The organism is Rahnella laticis (assembly GCF_015644585.1).
Classification (GTDB): domain Bacteria; phylum Pseudomonadota; class Gammaproteobacteria; order Enterobacterales; family Enterobacteriaceae; genus Rahnella; species Rahnella laticis.
Genome location: NZ_JADOBI010000009.1, coordinates 20,588 through 35,963 on the forward strand (window position 1 = coordinate 20,588; position 15,376 = coordinate 35,963).

Here is a 15,376-nt window from a genome sequence, read left to right on the forward strand (position 1 = left end):
ATGAGTCCCTGAAACGTAGCCAGCCAGCGGCAGCGCGAAGTGAAAGAGCCGGAGATTTTTAAGAGGCGCGGCGATAGGCGCCTCTTAAAGCCAGTTTGGGTGGCAACCCAAGGTCTTGATTTTGACCTGAGGCCAGTTTGGGCGGCGAGCCCAAGGTCCTGACCTGAATGAAGCGATCACTGCAAGTGAGAAACCGAAACTCTCCCGATCCAGATTAACTCTGGGCTTGCCCTAATTTTTCGCTCAGAAAATCAATAAAACACCGAATCCTTGTACTCACCGTCTGGTCACTGTAATAAACCGCATGCAACGGCATCGCAATCCGCATGACATCCGGTACCAGCAACTTCACCAGATCTCCGCGTTGTACATCCTCGTCAGTCATGAAATCGGACAAACAGGCGATACCGTTTCCCTGCAAACACAGCCTGCGCAGGGTTTCGCCGCTGCCTGAACTGATAAACGGTGTGACCGTCAGTTGCTGGCCGTCAGCACACAGCAGCGGCCATTTGTTCAGTGCGACCACTTCGTTAAAGCCCAGACAACGGTGTTTCAGCAGTTCATCGGCGGTTTTGGGTGTGCCCCATTTTTTCAGATATTCCGGCGATGCCAGTACGTTCCGGTGGCTCATCATCAGTTTTCGCGCCCGCAGGCTGGAATCTTCAAGCTCGCCGACGCGGATGGCGACATCCACTTTGTGGTCGATCAGGTTGATGTTACTCTCGGACGAAAACAGCGCCAGCGACATCTTCGGGAAGCGCCCGGTAAATTCTGCCACCAGCGGGGAAATGACGTGCAGGATCACCGGCGTTGCAGCGTCGACGCGCAACAGACCTTGCGGATCGTCACGATTCTCCAGCAAATCATCTTCGGCAGCTGCCATCTCATGCAGGATTTTCTGTACGCGGACAAAATAACGCTCGCCTTCGTGCGTCAGGCTGATCTGGCGCGTGGTGCGGTTGAGCAGGGTGATCCCCAGTTTTTGCTCCAGACGTTTCAGCGTCCGGCTGACCACCGAGTTATCCTGCCCCAGCTGTTCCGCCGCGCGGCTGAAACTGCCGCTTTCCACCACGGTGACGAAGGTAATCAACTCTTCTGAACTGGCTCGCATTGTTGTTACTCCAGCATAAATGATTTGATACTTTGGTTATTTCTGTCATTTAAGCACAAGCCGATAATAGCCGCCATCAAATCGAAATTCATTGTGGAGTAAAGGTTATGCCGCTTGCACTATTAGCACTGACCATCAGTGCGTTTGCTATAGGAACGACAGAGTTCGTCATCGTGGGCCTGGTGCCGACAATCGCCGAACAGTTGGGCGTCAGCGTCCCGTCAGCGGGTTTACTGGTGTCTATTTACGCACTCGGCGTGGCGATTGGTGCACCGGTGCTGACGGCGCTGACAGGACGCGTACCGCGTAAAGCGCTGCTCATCGGCCTGATGGTGCTGTTCACGCTGGGCAATCTGCTGGCGTGGCAGTCACCGAATTACAACACGCTGGTCATCGCGCGTTTGCTGACCGGGCTGGCGCACGGCGTGTTCTTCTCGATTGGCTCGACGATTGCCACCAGTCTGGTGTCAAAAGAAAAAGCCGCTTCGGCCATTGCGCTGATGTTCGGCGGGCTGACTGTGGCACTGGTCACCGGCGTGCCGTTGGGGACATTTATCGGGCAGCATTTTGGCTGGCGTGAGACGTTCCTCGCGGTTTCAATGATTGGCGTGATTGCCATTATTGCCAGCGCGATCCTGGTGCCAAACAACATCAAAAACAAACCGGCGGCGGGTATTTCCGATCAGGTTAAAGTATTGATGAACCCGCGCCTGATGCTGATTTACGCGATTACTGCACTGGGCTACGGCGGCGTGTTCACCACATTCACTTTCCTGGCGCCGATGATGCAGGAACAGGCCGGTTTCTCGGCCAGCATGGTCAGCTGGATTTTGCTCGCCTACGGCGTGTCAGTGGCTATCGGGAACATCTGGGGCGGTAAACTGGCCGATCGTCATGGCGCAGTGAAAGCCCTGACGCTGATTTTCGCGGCGCTGGCGGCTCTGTTACTGATTTTCCAGTTCACCTCTGGCTTTGGCATTCCGGCGTTAATCACGCTGCTGGTGATGGGGATCTTTGCGTTTGGTAACGTGCCGGGCTTGCAAGTCTATGTGGTGCAGAAGGCGGAAGAAGTGACGCCTAATGCTGTCGATGTGGCGTCGGGCCTGAATATCGCCGCGTTTAACGTCGGTATCGCATTAGGTTCTGTGATCGGCGGGCAGGTGGTTTCCACGATAGGGCTGGCGCAAACGCCGTGGATTGGCGCGGTGATTGTCCTCGGCGCACTGCTGCTGATCCGCCTCAGCGGTCATCTGGACAGAAAGTTAAAACCTGCTGTTGCCTGAATTTAACAACGTTCTGTGTCTGCACGGCTCGCCTCTGGCGGGCCGTTTTTGTTTTTATGCTAGCCTGTAGATGTGACCGGGTTGTATACCAATGTAAACAGATTTGGCCTCAGCGCCTGCGGGCGTATACTGAACTTTCGCTGTGAGAAACTCTCTCATATAGCATCGATACAACGGGTAAACAGGCGATTAGCGTGCGGAAAAAAACATATGCAATGAGGTATGTCGCAGGTCAGCCCGCAGAGCAAATCTTCCCTGGAGTCCTTGCACATCTTGGACCGGATTTGCCGCCGGGAGCCGCGCTACCCAATTCAAATATTTTACGCGTCATGGTGTGGAATATCTTCAAACAGCAGCGGGCTGACTGGTTGTCAGTTCTGCGAGAGTACGGCAAAGACGCGCAGCTGGTGTTACTTCAGGAGGCGCAGACGACGCCGGAACTGATTCATTTTGCCACATCTAACTTTCTGGCGGCCGATCAGGTGCCGGCGTTTATGCTGCCTCAGCACCCCTCTGGCGTGATGACGCTGTCAGCGGCACATCCGGTTTATTGTTGCCCGCTGCGTGAGCGTGAGCCGCTTCTGAGGCTGGCAAAATCGGCGCTGGTGACGGTCTATCCGCTGATTGATGGTCGGTTGCTGATGGTTGTGAACATTCACGCGGTGAATTTCAGTATCGGCATCGACGTCTACAGTAAGCAGCTTGACCCGATTGGTGAGCAAATTGCCAACCACAAAGGGCCGGTAATTATGGCGGGGGATTTCAACGCCTGGAGCAAACAACGCATCAATGCGCTGTTTGGCTTTGCGGGGAATATTCATCTGGAGGAAGTGCGTTTCCCCTCCGATTACCGCAAACGTGCATTCGGCAGGCCGCTGGACTTTATCTTCTACCGCGACCTGAGCGTGACCAGCGCGTCCGTCATGGAAACCCGCGCGTCTGACCACAACCCGTTACGGGTGGAGTTTCTTGCCAGTAAATAAGTTGCGAGTAAACAGGTTGCGAGTAAGTCTCTGACACAATAGCGCTTATTTCGTCAGTCAAAAAATGCAGACATAAAAAAAGCACCCGGAATGTTCAGGGTGCTTTTTTATGGTCGGTACTTTTAGGTATCCGGGCTCATCTTATTGCTGACGAACAACGTTAACTTGTTGCCCGGTTGCAGGTTATCGGCATTTGCATTCCAGCGCATCACATCTTTGATGTTCACGCCGTGACGCTTGGCAATGCTCGACAACGAATCGCCTTTACGTACCTGATAAGTGATGCTGCCACCGTTGATGCTGGTATCGCTGACGCTGTTATCCGCCACTTGCAGTGTTTGCCCAACTTTTAACGCGCCTGCTGAGCGCAAATTGTTCCAACGCTGTAAATCACGGGTTTTCACATTCAGCCGGGCTGCAATGCTGGACAAGCTGTCGCCGGAGCGAACCTTGTACGCTTTTGCACCTGACGGAGTGTTGCTGGCCAGTTTCGTTTCCTGCACTGCGGCAATATCGCCATCAGCCAGAGAATCTTTCAACTGGTCGGCATGCGCCTTCGGCAGAACAATGTAATGCGGGCCATTCGGCGCGGTCACATTCTTCTTGTAGCCAGTGTTAAACGATTTCAGCTTCGTCAGGGACATCCCGGCCATTTCAGCGGCCTGGGTCAACTGCATCTGCTGACCGACTTCTACACGCGCCAGGGCACGGTCTTCACTCGGTTGCGGCAGGCTGATACCGTATTTTTTGCTGTGCTTTAAAATATCGCTCAGCGCTAACATTTTAGGCACGTAAATTGACGTTTCACGAGGAAGCGCCAGCGCCCAGAAGTCAGTCGATCGACCTTTCGCTTTATTGGCTTTCACCGCTTGCATCACGCGGCCTTCACCACTGTTATACGCGGCAATGGTCAGTAACCAGTCACCACCAAACATTTTGTTCAGGCGTTGCATCATATCAAGCGCAGCGGTCGTCGAAGCCACAACATCGCGGCGTCCGTCATACCACTGGTTTTGTTTCAAACCATAGTTGCGACCCGTCTGTGGCACGATCTGCCACAACCCAGCAGCGTTAGCTGATGAGGTTGCTTTTGGGTCAAAAGCGCTCTCCACTATGGGTAGCAGTACCAGTTCCATCGGCATATTACGTTTCTTAATCTGCTCGGTGATCCAGTACATGTACGGCTCTGCCCGTAATGTTACATCGTGGAGATAGCTCTTATTTTTTAAATATTTAACTCTTTGCTCGCGGATCCGGGGGTTATCCGGAACCTTCATCTTCAGCTCGTCGCCTATGAAGTTCCACAGATTTTGTTGGGAGACGGCGTCGTTTCCATCCAACCATCCCCCAGAGGCCGCTCGGCCATCATCTGTGTACTGTCCTGCTTCACTTTGACTTGCCGAAGACAAACTCTGTGCATGTTGCTCGGGTACCTTCACGCCCTGCCTGGACGCCTGGCAACCTGTGAGCAACATGGAGGCGATTATTAGGATCGCGTTTGCCTTCATGTGTGTGTCATAGTTGCTTAAAAGACGAGCGATAATACTTTGCTTCGAAAAAAAACACAACCTTTGGGTCTAAAAGCTGTCCTTGAGTGCCCTTAAATGGGCGAAAACCTGTGAGCCTGTCTTTAAGGGATCGTTAAGGTTTAATTTGTTTTGTAAATCAATATCATCGCAGCGTAAAAAGACGTTAATTTTACGCTCAAGACCGAGGGTAGAAGGCAGGGAAGATTGTCCCTTTTCCCGCATTTGTTGCACTTTGTGCTCATGAGAATGAATATCATGATCCTCCGGTAAAATGGAGCGTGCAAACTTAAGATTTGAGAGAGTGTACTCGTGCGCTGCGCAGACTAATGTTTCGTCAGGGAGCGCCGCTAACCGTTGAAACGACTGGTACATTTGCTCCGGCGTTCCTTCGAACAGACGGCCACATCCGGCGGAAAACATCGTGTCTCCGCAGAAAAGATAAGGCGCGCTATAGTATGAAATATGACCAAGTGTGTGACCGGGCGTAGCAAAGATCTGCCATTCCAGACCGCCAATTACCAATTTATCGCCGTTTTTAAGACTAATCTGACTAAATTTGTTCTCAGTTTCGTGAGGTCCGTACACTTTCAGGCCCGGAAAATGGCCGGAAATTTCGTTTACGCCACCCACATGGTCGTGATGATGATGCGTCAGAAGGATGGCGGTTGGCGTTAAATTCGCCGCTTTCAGTGCGGCTAAAACAGGCGCCGCTTCTCCGGGATCCACAATCAGGCAATGGCCTTTCTGGTCATCGAGCATCCAAATGTAATTGTCCTGCAGGGCAGGAATACTGATAAGATTCATGGCAACCTCTCTTTGGCAACTGCTTGAAAGAAGATAATAAAATATGCGACCAGCCCGCGCCCGTAAGACCATTGTTGCACCGGCATCCTGGGAAGATATTCCCTGCGGCGACTATTACCGTGCCGCGCTTGAGCAACAACTGCAACCCTGGTGGGGAAAACTCTACGGTTTTCACCTGCTGAAAATCGGCGCATTAAGTGCCGAAATCAACGCTGAAGCCTGTCCTATCTCGCATCAGGTCAATTTCGCGCCGGAAGGCGAAGGGCTGCACGTCAGGGGTGATCCCTACTATTTACCGTTCTCCGCGAAATCGGTCGATGCGTGTCTGCTGAGCCATACGCTGGCGTATGCCGATGACCCGCACCGCATACTGCGTGAAGTCGATCGCGTGCTGATTGATGATGGCTGGATGGTGCTGAGCAGCTTTAATCCGCTGAGTCTGTTAGGTATCGGGAAACTGATGCCGTTCTTTCGCAAACGTCAGCCCTACAGCAGCCGTCTGTTTACACAGATGCGACTGCTCGACTGGCTGTCGTTGCTCAATTACGAAGTGATGGTTCACCGGCGTTTTCATGTGCTGCCGTGGAAAAAGAATGGCGGCAAATTGCTGAGTACGCATCTGCCCGCGCTGGGCTGCATGACGTTAATTATCGCCCGTAAACGCACATTCCCGCTGACGCCAACGGCGAAAAAAGTTCACGCACAGAAACAGAAAATACAGCAGGCCGTCGGGGCGACAAAAAGTTATCGGGAAGAGCATCGGGACTGAGTGTGCCCGATGCGCGGCCGTTTAACCTTCTGCCTGATAACCCACATCTTCCAGCGTCGGATTGCCCGCCGCTTCTTTTGCCAGCACGTCGCAGCGTTCGTTCTCAGGATGACCTGCGTGGCCTTTTACCCACATCCAGTTCAGCTGGTGAGTCTGAATTGCGGCATCAAGACGCTTCCATAAATCGACGTTTTTCACCGGCTTTTTATCCGCAGTTTTCCAGCCGCGTTTTTTCCAGTTATGGATCCAGGTGGTAATTCCCTGGCGCACATACTGACTGTCGGTGCTTAACGTGACTTCGCACGGGGTGGAAAGGGCTTCGAGCGCAACAATGGCCGCCATCATTTCCATGCGGTTATTCGTGGTCAGGCGGAAACCCGCGCTGAACTCTTTTTCGTGTTGCTTATAGCGTAAAATTGCACCGAAACCGCCGGGGCCGGGGTTGCCGAGGCAGGAGCCGTCGGTGAAAATTTCTACCTGTTTGGTCATCTCTGGCAGGCTCTTTCATCAAATATAAAAACCAAGTCTGACATAAACCGTCCTGCCGGGCACAGTAATATCTTGGGGTGCAACTGTCCGAAAGAGGGGCGATAAGAGGCTTTTGCCGCAGGATATCTGGGCATTCATCACTCTTTAGGCTGGAGAGCGCTGTCTTTTGCAATATAATAGGAAAAGGCAGAGTGGCAGTTCAAAACTCTGAGTGAGTTCCGTCTTTCATGGTTTTTTCACTGCAAATTTTTCAATGCTTTAAGGATGTCTGATGAGAAATGTAACGGTTTCTGCAACACAAATGAGCTGCAGCTGGGATTTGGAAAAGAATATTGTTAATGCCGAAAAACTGGTTCGCGAGGCACATTCCAAGGGCGCGCAAGTCATTCTGATTCAGGAACTTTTTGCCGCACCGTACTTCTGTATCGATCAGAGCCCGGAACATTACGGCCTGGCGCAGGAGCTGACTAACAGTCCGCTCATCCGTCATTTCTCAGCACTCGCCAAAGAACTGGAAGTGGTGCTGCCGCTGAGCTTCTTCGAGAAGTGCAACAACGCTTATTACAACTCGCTGGTCATGATTGATGCTGACGGCAGCGTGCTGGATATTTACCGCAAAACGCATATTCCGAACGGCCCTGCCTATCAGGAAAAACAATTCTTCATTCCCGGCGATACCGGTTTCAAAGTCTGGAATACCCGTTACGCGAAAATCGGCGTAGGGATTTGCTGGGATCAGTGGTTCCCGGAAACCGCACGTTGCCTGGCCTTGCAGGGCGCGGAAATCATCTTCTATCCGACGGCGATTGGCTCAGAGCCAGCGTATCCGGAAATCGACAGCCAGCCACACTGGACCCGCGTCCAGCAAGGGCACGCGGCGGCAAACCTGGTGCCGGTGATTGCGTCGAACCGCATCGGTACGGAAAAAAGTAAATTCATCCCCGATTATGAAATGACCTTCTACGGTTCTTCATTCATTGCGGATCAGACCGGCGAGCTGGTTGCTCAGGCCGGTAAAACAGAAGAAACCGTGCTGGTTCATACTTTTGATCTGGATGCGATTGCCGCGCAGCGCGCGTCATGGGGCCTGTTCCGCGACCGTCGTCCGGAAATGTATGGCGCAATTGCGACCTCTGACGGTTCAACGAGGAAATAACTGATGTCCTCTATTCCTGAATCACCTCAGCGTGAAGGTTTTGCGATGCCGGCTGAATGGGCGGCGCAGCAGGCTGTCTGGATGATCTGGCCTTACCGTCAGGACAACTGGCGTTCAAACGGACGCCCTGCGCAACAGGCTTTTTCTGCCGTTGCAGCGGCCATTTCGAGCACCACGCCGGTCATTATGGCTGTCCCTGCTGCGGAAATGGAGAAGGCCCGTGGCCTGATGCCTTCGCAGATTACGCTGGTGGAAATGGAAAGTGACGACGCCTGGATGCGTGACACCGGCCCGACTATTGTGGCCAATGCAAAAGGCGAGCGTCTGGCGATCGACTGGACGTTTAATGCATGGGGCGGTCTCAATGGCGGCCTGTATTCCAGCTGGGATCGTGACCAGCTCGTTGCCCGTCAGGTGGCGAACTATCATCACATTCCTTACCTTTCCACAAGCCTGGTGCTTGAGGGCGGTTCAATCCATGTCGATGGCGAAGGTACGCTGCTGACCACGGCGGAATGCCTGCTTAATCCCAACCGCAATCCGAATCTTTCGAAGCCCGAAATTGAAGCGAAATTGCAGGAATATCTGGGCGTTAAGAAAATCATCTGGCTTGAAGAAGGCGTGTTCAACGATGAAACCGATGGCCACATTGATAACATGTGCTGCTTTGTTCGTCCGGGTGAAGTTGCCCTGCACTGGACTGACGATCAGAACGACCCGCAGTACGCGCGTTCTGTTGCCGCTCTGAAAGTGCTGGAATCGACGAAAGATGCGCAGGGCCGCAGCCTGAAAGTCTGGAAAATGCCGTCACCGCCGACGCTGTTTGCCAGCGCGGAAGAGACCATTGACGTGTTGCCGGGAACGGCGATTGAACGCCACGAAGGTAACCGCCTGGCGGCGTCTTACGTCAACTATCTCATCAGCAACCAGCACATCATCTTCCCGCTGCTGGATCCGAAAACGGATAAACAAGCCGAAGCGGTGTTCGCTGAAATGTACCCTGATTTCAAAGTGACCGGCGTTCCGGCCCGCGAAATCCTGCTGGGCGGTGGCAACATTCACTGCATCACTCAGCAAATCCCCGCGTAAGATAAAATGCCCGTGGCGCTTTGCTGCGGGCTTATCAACTTCTCCGGCGAAATGACTTAAGCCTCCACCTGATGGTACTCTGTGACGCATTCACGATGTCTCTATCGTCCGGGTTTCGTTTCAAAATGATCGGCAGGGTTGGGTAAATAACCATGGATTTACAAAACACATCTAACAGGATCGTCGTTCTCGATACCGAAACCACCGGTATGAATAAGCTCGGTGTTCACTATGAAGGTCACCGGATTATTGAGATCGGGGCCGTCGAGGTGATTAACCGTCGCCTGACCGGGCGCAATTTCCACGTTTATCTCAAACCCGATCGTCTGGTCGATCCTGAAGCTTTCGGCGTTCACGGGATTAGCGACGAGTTCCTGGCCGACAAACCGGTGTTTGCCGACATCGCCGACGATTTTATCGAATACATTCGCGGCGCAGAATTAGTCATTCATAACGCAACGTTCGACATCGGCTTTATGGATTACGAGTTCGACATGCTCGGCCGTAATCTGCCGAAAACCGAAACCTTTTGCAAAATCACCGACAGCCTGGCGATGGCGCGCAAGCTGTTTCCCGGCAAGCGTAACAACCTCGATGCACTGAGCGATCGCTACCTGATCGACAACAGCAAACGAACGCTGCACGGCGCATTGCTCGACTCCGAAATTCTTTCAGAAGTTTATCTGATGATGACCGGCGGGCAGACCAGTATCAAATTCACTCACGAAGGTGAGCAAAATACCGGGGCTGACGGGCTGGGGATCCAGCGTGTGGCGCGTCCGGCGTCCGGTCTGAAAGTTATTACGGCTTCAGAGCAGGAGCTGGCGTGGCATGAAGAACGGTTAGATTTAGTGGTGAAAAAGGGCGGCAGCTGTTTATGGCGTTCGTGACGCGTATTTTCTGCAATTTGTATTGAAAATATCCGGTGTGTGGAAAAACTGTGCAGTCGGTAGAAAATATCAGGAAAAGCATTGACGTAATGGCGGGCATTCCTTAATATCCGCCTCGTTCTTAACCAGAACAAAACGCGGAGCGGTAGTTCAGTTGGTTAGAATACCTGCCTGTCACGCAGGGGGTCGCGGGTTCGAGCCCCGTCCGTTCCGCCACTATTCAGAAGCCCTGAGAGAGAAATCACTCAGGGCTTCGTCGTTTCAGCCTTCCTGGCTTTTTCCTCCCTGTTACAACGATTTATTCCGCTTCTGTTTTCATAAAGCCCATCGCGTTACCTGTCGCGCGGTCATGACGGGCGATATAGCGATAAAAACCGCCCGCCAGAAATGCCCCGATAAACCAGCTGAAATTCGCTACCTGATGCAGGCTTGGCGTAAAGCTGATGACCAGACCAATCAGCACCGCAGGCACCAGCGCGCCGATGGCTTTCGGGTTGAACCCGTTGCGGTACCAGTAACGGCCGGAAGGCGAGGCGTTAAACAGCGCATCGACATCCATATGACCGCGTTTGATCAGGTAATAATCCGCCAGCAGAATACCGAACAACGGCCCGATGAATGCCCCGAGTACGTCAAGCGTGTAGTGGATCAGCTCCGGTGACTGGAACAGGTTCCACGGTGTCAGCAAAACAGAACCGACGGCGGCAATCATCCCGCCGGTGCGGAAACTGATTTTTTGTGGTGAACAGTTGGAGAAGTCGAACGCCGGTGACACGAAGTTCGCCACAATATTGATACCAATGGTTGCGATGATCATGGTCAGCAAACCGAGCGCAACCGCGACGCTGTTCCCCACGCGGCTGACCGTTTCAATCGGGTCAGTAATCATCTGGCCAAACAGGGATTGTGTACCGGATACAATCACCACGGTCACAATCGAGAACAGCAGGAAGTTAAACGGCAGGCCCCAGCGGTTTCCCCGACGGATTTCGCTCATGCTTTTACCGTAACGCGAAAAGTCACCGAAGTTCAGCAGCGGGCCGGAGAAGTAAGAGACGACCAGCGCCGTCGCGGTCAGCATTTCCCAGCCTTGCTGACCGACGGTCAGCGTTTTTGTCGACAGCGTGAAAGAGATATTGCTCAGCCCGGTTTTATACAAAATCCACCCGGCCAGCATCAGCATCACGACATACACCGCCGGGCCCGCCACGTCGATAAAACGCTTAATTGCGCTCATGCCGTGCCAGAACACCATCGCCTGCAACACCCACATAATGCCGAAGCAAATCCACCCCAGCGCAGACAAGCCCAGCCAGTGCGGCACGGTCAGCGGCGTCAGGGACGGGAAGAATTTCAGCAACACCAGCATTAATGCGCTGGCCGCCAGATACGTCTGAATGCCATACCATGCAAACGCGATCAGCCCGCGGATCACCGCCGGAATGTTAGCGCCAAATACGCCAAATGCCTGACGGCAAATCACCGCATAAGGCACGCCCGCCTGCTGGCTCGGTTTCGCCACCAGGTTCGCGCAAATCTGCACAATACAAATCCCGCACAGTAAACACAGCAAAACCTGCCAGCTGGTCAGGCCGAGCGTGAAGAAACTCGCCGCCACCACATAGCCGCCCATACTGTGCACATCCGACATCCAGAAAGAAAAAATGTTGTACCAGCTCCAGTTTTGGTCACGAGTGGGCGCTAAATCATCGTTACACAGCCGCGGGCTGTAATAAGGTTTGATGATCCCGACGCTCTGTTCAGAGGGCGCCGTGGCGGAGGTGATTTCCTGATTTGGCATAAATCGTGCTCCTGTCATTAACAACATGTAAAAGTCGGAAGCCGGTGACCGGCTGCCCAAAGGTGAAAAGCAGTCACAGGAGCACTGCACGAATCAGGCCATATTTCATTTTTTGTATACAAAAAATAATTTTCATGTATACGATTAATCTATCGAACGGTATACGGAGTAACGGCAATGACCAGTTGGAGCGGGCTGAATACGGCCTATTTTACCGAGGATAAGGACGACCACATTTACAACGCGCTGGTGAAATCGATTGTTGAACACCAGCTTTTGCCGGGCAGTAAATTGCCGGAAGAAGCACTTGCTGAAGTGTTTTCTGTCAGCCGGACGGGCATCCGGCGCGTGTTGCAGCGCCTTGCCGCAGTGCAACTGGTCACGCTATTGCCCAAGCGTGGTGCGCATGTCACCACGCCGGACGCAGAAGAATCCCGCGACGTTTTCGCCACCCGAAAAATTCTTGAATGCGCCAACCTGCCGCTGGTGATCGCGCATTGCCAGTCCACGCATCTGGTGGCGCTGAAAAAACTCGTACAGGAAGAAAAGCGCGCCCACGACGAACGTAATGGCCCGGCCGCAATCCGGCTTTCTGCTGCTTTCCACGTCCAGCTTCAGGCGATTTCCGGCAACAAAGTGCTGACCGAATCGGTTTCTCAGCTCACGCTGCGTTCTTCACTGGCGATTGCCGCCTGGGGCGCGCCGTGGCAACAGGGCTGCCGGTGTCATGACCACGATGATTTACTGGAACTGATGAAAAAGCGGGACGTTGCCGGGCTGACGCAAAGCATGTCGCATCACTTCGACAGCATCGTCTCCAGCCTGCGTTTTGAGCAAAATAAAGGGCAGGTGCCTGATTTCGCGAATATCTTTTCCTCTCATCTTCTGGTCGCCGGAAAGGAGCCAGAGTGATGGCAAAACCGCTTTGTATACAACTGATCAACCCGAACACCAGTCTGGCGATGACGGAAGTCATGGCGCAAACCGCACGCTCTGTTGCCGCCGTGGATACACAAATTGTGGCGGTTTGTCCGCAGGAAGGTGCGCCGTCGATTGAAGGGCATTTTGACGAGGCGATTGCTACGCTCGGTGTTTTGCAGCAGGTGAAAGCCGGGCGCGAAGCCCGCGTGGACGGCCATATCATTGCCTGTTTTGGCGATCCGGGCTTACTGGCTGCGCGTGAGCTGGCGCGTGCGCCGGTCATCGGCATTGCCGAAGCGGCCATGCATCTGGCCACGATGCTGGCGACGCGTTTTTCCATCGTTACCACTTTGCCAAGAACTCTCACTATTGCCCGCCATTTACTGCATCAGTACGGTTTTGAGCGTCATTGCGCGGCACTGCATGCGATCGATCTTCCGGTGCTTTCGCTCGAAGACGGCAGCGGGCTGGCGCAGCAGAAAGTACGTGAACAATGCATCGCCGCGAAAAAATCGGATGGCAGCGGGGCGATTGTACTGGGCTGCGGCGGCATGGCCGATCTGGCGCAGGAACTGACGCTGGAGCTGAATATTCCGGTGATCGACGGCGTCAGCGCGGCGGTCAAAATGATCGAGTCGCTGGCCGCACTTCGCCTGACCACCAGTAAGCACGGTGATCTGGATTATCCGCTGGAAAAACCCTTGTCTGGCTGCTTTGCCGGACTGAATCTGAGAGATAACCATGCCTGAATTCGATAACGGTTTTACTGACAATTACCCGCGCGACCTGATTGGCTATGCCGGTCGCCCGCCACACGCAAACTGGCCGGGCAATGCCCGGATCGCAGTGCAGTTCGTCCTCAACTATGAGGAGGGCGCGGAAAATAACGTCCTGCACGGCGACGCCGGTTCGGAGCAATTTCTTTCGGATATTATCGGCGCAGCCAGTTTCCCCGACCGTCATATGTCGATGGACTCATTGTATGAATACGGCTCACGCGCTGGTTTCTGGCGGATCCACAATGAATTCCAGAAACGCGGTTTGCCGCTCACCGTTTTCGGTGTCGCGATGGCACTCACGCGTAACCCGGAAATCGTCAGCGCCATCAAAGCGGCGGATTACGACGTTGTCAGCCACGGCTGGCGCTGGATCCATTATCAGAACATGAGCAAAGCCGAAGAGGCGGAGCACATGGCAAAAGCCATCACCGTACTGCGCGACCTGTTCGGCAAAGCGCCACTTGGCTGGTACACCGGCCGCGACAGTCCGAACACCCGCCAGCTGGTCGCCGAATCCGGTGGTTTCCAGTACGACAGCGATTATTACGGCGACGACTTACCTTTCTGGACGCCGGTCAGGCTGGAAAACGGTGAAATTAAACAGCATCTGGTGATCCCGTACACACTGGAAACCAACGACATGCGGTTCGCCTCGCCGCAGGGCTTTAACACCGGCGAGCAGTTTTACACTTACCTGAAAGACACGTTCGACGTGCTGTACGAAGAAGGGGAAACCTCCCCGAAAATGATGTCAATCGGGATGCACTGCCGGATCCTCGGCCGTCCGGGACGGTTCCGGGCATTGCAGCGATTCCTCGATTATGTGGAGTCACATGACAGGGTCTGGGTCTGTAAACGGCAGGAGATCGCAGATCATTGGGCGCTGATGCATCCGGCGAAAGAATAAGGTCAAAAGCGTGGGCTCGCCGCCCACGCGCTCCGTTCAGCCGGTTTTTTGAGTGCGTCTTTATTGGTCTCTACCTTTATTTTTCGTATTAACTGGAAGACATCACGCAGGAAATAAATGTAACGAATGCAAAGCGTAGATTAGTGAGATTTCTTTATTTTTAATGCTTATATTCCCCCTGAATTATCTGTTTTCAGATTGACGTAACGTAATGTCGTTACCTGCCCCGGTAATGATTTTTATATCGCGGGTCAGTTATATTGGCAGCGTTGAAAAATGGATGTTTTTATTAAGGAAGATTTATGACTTCAACACTCAGTTCATTCGATGCTTTCCCTTTTCGGGAACATAAAATGATTAAGCGAAGCGCTAAGAATAGCGGAGGTGGCGCTATGACAGGAAATCTGGAAAAGCGGGTAGGGAACCTGGAAAGCGAAGTAACGAAAATGGCCATCGATGTGGCTGTCATCAAATCAAACTATGCAACCCGCGCAGACATTGAAAGTTTACGGGCAGATTTAAAAGGAGAAATTAGCGGGTATCGCTACGAACAATCGAATGAAATTAAAATTGTTCACCATGACCTCATGCGAATGATTTACAACACCCGAGTTGATCTTACCGAAATGATTTCCAGTACCCGGGTTGATCTTACTGAAATGATTTCCAGCACCCGTGATCAACTCAATCTCAAAATTGATAAAGTGGGGGATAAGTTCTCAAGCGAGATAAAAGATCTAAAATCGACTCTGCTTTGGAAAGTGGGTGTTCCGTTTTGTACTTTTATGCTGGCAGGAATGGCGGGTCTTATTTTTACGCTTCTAAAACTGTTCGCTGAAATATCCATGAAACTACCCTGAATGCG

General features: G+C 53.0%; 15 protein-coding genes and 1 tRNA gene. 11 read left to right on the top strand and 5 right to left on the bottom strand.

From position 1 onward, the window contains the following. Positions 1-214 precede the first annotated feature (214 nt). A complete protein-coding gene (gene yafC, locus IV433_RS18415; protein WP_195815380.1) occupies positions 215-1,111 on the bottom strand; it encodes a DNA-binding transcriptional regulator YafC in 897 nt (298 codons plus the stop codon). 107 nt (positions 1,112-1,218) lie between these two features. Here yafC and IV433_RS18420 point away from each other — a divergent pair, with 107 nt between their 5' ends. Together IV433_RS18420 and IV433_RS18425 are read left to right on the top strand one after the other, a co-directional pair. Beyond that, complete coding sequence (locus tag IV433_RS18420; protein WP_195815381.1) at positions 1,219-2,394, top strand: MFS transporter; 1,176 nt, start codon at positions 1,219-1,221, stop codon at positions 2,392-2,394. 194 nt (positions 2,395-2,588) lie between these two features. Further along, entirely contained in the window at positions 2,589-3,377 is a 789-nt protein-coding gene (locus IV433_RS18425) for an endonuclease/exonuclease/phosphatase family protein (RefSeq protein WP_195815382.1), read from the top strand. 122 nt (positions 3,378-3,499) lie between these two features. Here IV433_RS18425 and mltD read toward each other — a convergent pair whose 3' ends face one another. Both mltD and gloB read right to left on the bottom strand, forming a co-directional pair. Next, a complete protein-coding gene (mltD, locus tag IV433_RS18430) occupies positions 3,500-4,885 on the bottom strand; it encodes a murein transglycosylase D (RefSeq protein ID WP_195815383.1) in 1,386 nt (461 codons plus the stop codon). A 69-nt stretch (positions 4,886-4,954) separates the two neighbouring features. Further along, positions 4,955-5,710, bottom strand: coding sequence for a hydroxyacylglutathione hydrolase (gloB, locus tag IV433_RS18435; RefSeq protein WP_195815384.1), 756 nt, complete (start codon positions 5,708-5,710; stop codon positions 4,955-4,957). A 43-nt stretch (positions 5,711-5,753) separates the two neighbouring features. On the opposite strand from gloB, the gene IV433_RS18440 reads away from it, so the two are divergent. Continuing rightward, positions 5,754-6,479 carry a methyltransferase domain-containing protein gene (locus IV433_RS18440; RefSeq protein ID WP_195815385.1) on the top strand — a complete coding sequence of 242 codons (726 nt, stop codon included), beginning with the start codon at positions 5,754-5,756 and terminating at the stop codon, positions 6,477-6,479. Positions 6,480-6,500: 21 nt separating this feature from the next. Here the strand turns inward: IV433_RS18440 and rnhA are convergent, their stop codons facing one another. Next, a complete protein-coding gene (gene rnhA / locus IV433_RS18445) occupies positions 6,501-6,968 on the bottom strand; it encodes a ribonuclease HI (RefSeq protein ID WP_195815386.1) in 468 nt (155 codons plus the stop codon). Positions 6,969-7,239: 271 nt separating this feature from the next. Between rnhA and aguB the strand changes: the two genes are divergently transcribed. The 4 genes from aguB to IV433_RS18465 all read left to right on the top strand — a co-directional run bounded on the left by aguB (position 7,240) and on the right by IV433_RS18465 (position 10,319). Further along, the gene (gene aguB / locus IV433_RS18450) at positions 7,240-8,124 is read left to right on the top strand and encodes an N-carbamoylputrescine amidase (RefSeq protein ID WP_195815387.1); all 885 of its coding nucleotides are present in this window, start codon (positions 7,240-7,242) and stop codon (positions 8,122-8,124) included. A gap of 3 nt (positions 8,125-8,127) precedes the next feature. After that, positions 8,128-9,213, top strand: a complete 1,086-nt coding sequence (gene aguA / locus IV433_RS18455; protein ID WP_195815388.1) for an agmatine deiminase — start codon at positions 8,128-8,130, stop codon at positions 9,211-9,213. 152 nt (positions 9,214-9,365) lie between these two features. Further along, entirely contained in the window at positions 9,366-10,103 is a 738-nt protein-coding gene (dnaQ, locus tag IV433_RS18460; RefSeq protein ID WP_195815389.1) for a DNA polymerase III subunit epsilon, read from the top strand. A 139-nt stretch (positions 10,104-10,242) separates the two neighbouring features. Beyond that, positions 10,243-10,319, top strand: a tRNA-Asp gene (locus IV433_RS18465). A gap of 82 nt (positions 10,320-10,401) precedes the next feature. On the opposite strand, the gene IV433_RS18470 is transcribed toward IV433_RS18465, so the two are convergent. Continuing rightward, a complete protein-coding gene (locus IV433_RS18470; protein WP_195815390.1) occupies positions 10,402-11,904 on the bottom strand; it encodes an NCS1 family nucleobase:cation symporter-1 in 1,503 nt (500 codons plus the stop codon). 177 nt (positions 11,905-12,081) lie between these two features. Here IV433_RS18470 and IV433_RS18475 point away from each other — a divergent pair, with 177 nt between their 5' ends. The 4 genes from IV433_RS18475 to IV433_RS18490 all read left to right on the top strand — a co-directional run bounded on the left by IV433_RS18475 (position 12,082) and on the right by IV433_RS18490 (position 15,371). Further along, positions 12,082-12,816, top strand: a complete 735-nt coding sequence (locus tag IV433_RS18475) for a GntR family transcriptional regulator (RefSeq protein ID WP_195815391.1) — start codon at positions 12,082-12,084, stop codon at positions 12,814-12,816. Then, positions 12,816-13,574 carry an aspartate/glutamate racemase family protein gene (locus tag IV433_RS18480; protein ID WP_195815392.1) on the top strand — a complete coding sequence of 253 codons (759 nt, stop codon included), beginning with the start codon at positions 12,816-12,818 and terminating at the stop codon, positions 13,572-13,574. Before IV433_RS18475 ends, IV433_RS18480 begins: the two co-directional genes overlap by 1 nt. Continuing rightward, entirely contained in the window at positions 13,567-14,511 is a 945-nt protein-coding gene (gene puuE, locus IV433_RS18485; protein ID WP_195815393.1) for an allantoinase PuuE, read from the top strand. The genes IV433_RS18480 and puuE overlap by 8 nt, the downstream gene beginning before the upstream one ends. 302 nt (positions 14,512-14,813) lie before the next feature. After that, entirely contained in the window at positions 14,814-15,371 is a 558-nt protein-coding gene (locus tag IV433_RS18490; protein ID WP_195815394.1) for a hypothetical protein, read from the top strand. Positions 15,372-15,376 lie beyond the last annotated feature (5 nt).

Bases quoted from the DNA above. Each gene is read 5' to 3' on its own strand.
- yafC (WP_195815380.1), bottom strand. From the start codon at position 1,111: ATGCGAGCCAGTTCAGAAGAGTTGATTACCTTCGTCACCGTGGTGGAA.
- IV433_RS18420 (WP_195815381.1), top strand. From the start codon at position 1,219: ATGCCGCTTGCACTATTAGCACTGACCATCAGTGCGTTTGCTATAGGA.
- mltD (WP_195815383.1), bottom strand. From the start codon at position 4,885: ATGAAGGCAAACGCGATCCTAATAATCGCCTCCATGTTGCTCACAGGT.
- gloB (WP_195815384.1), bottom strand. From the start codon at position 5,710: ATGAATCTTATCAGTATTCCTGCCCTGCAGGACAATTACATTTGGATG.
- IV433_RS18440 (WP_195815385.1), top strand. From the start codon at position 5,754: ATGCGACCAGCCCGCGCCCGTAAGACCATTGTTGCACCGGCATCCTGG.
- rnhA (WP_195815386.1), bottom strand. From the start codon at position 6,968: ATGACCAAACAGGTAGAAATTTTCACCGACGGCTCCTGCCTCGGCAAC.
- aguB (WP_195815387.1), top strand. From the start codon at position 7,240: ATGAGAAATGTAACGGTTTCTGCAACACAAATGAGCTGCAGCTGGGAT.
- aguA (WP_195815388.1), top strand. From the start codon at position 8,128: ATGTCCTCTATTCCTGAATCACCTCAGCGTGAAGGTTTTGCGATGCCG.
- dnaQ (WP_195815389.1), top strand. From the start codon at position 9,366: ATGGATTTACAAAACACATCTAACAGGATCGTCGTTCTCGATACCGAA.
- IV433_RS18470 (WP_195815390.1), bottom strand. From the start codon at position 11,904: ATGCCAAATCAGGAAATCACCTCCGCCACGGCGCCCTCTGAACAGAGC.
- IV433_RS18475 (WP_195815391.1), top strand. From the start codon at position 12,082: ATGACCAGTTGGAGCGGGCTGAATACGGCCTATTTTACCGAGGATAAG.
- IV433_RS18480 (WP_195815392.1), top strand. From the start codon at position 12,816: ATGGCAAAACCGCTTTGTATACAACTGATCAACCCGAACACCAGTCTG.
- puuE (WP_195815393.1), top strand. From the start codon at position 13,567: ATGCCTGAATTCGATAACGGTTTTACTGACAATTACCCGCGCGACCTG.
- IV433_RS18490 (WP_195815394.1), top strand. From the start codon at position 14,814: ATGACTTCAACACTCAGTTCATTCGATGCTTTCCCTTTTCGGGAACAT.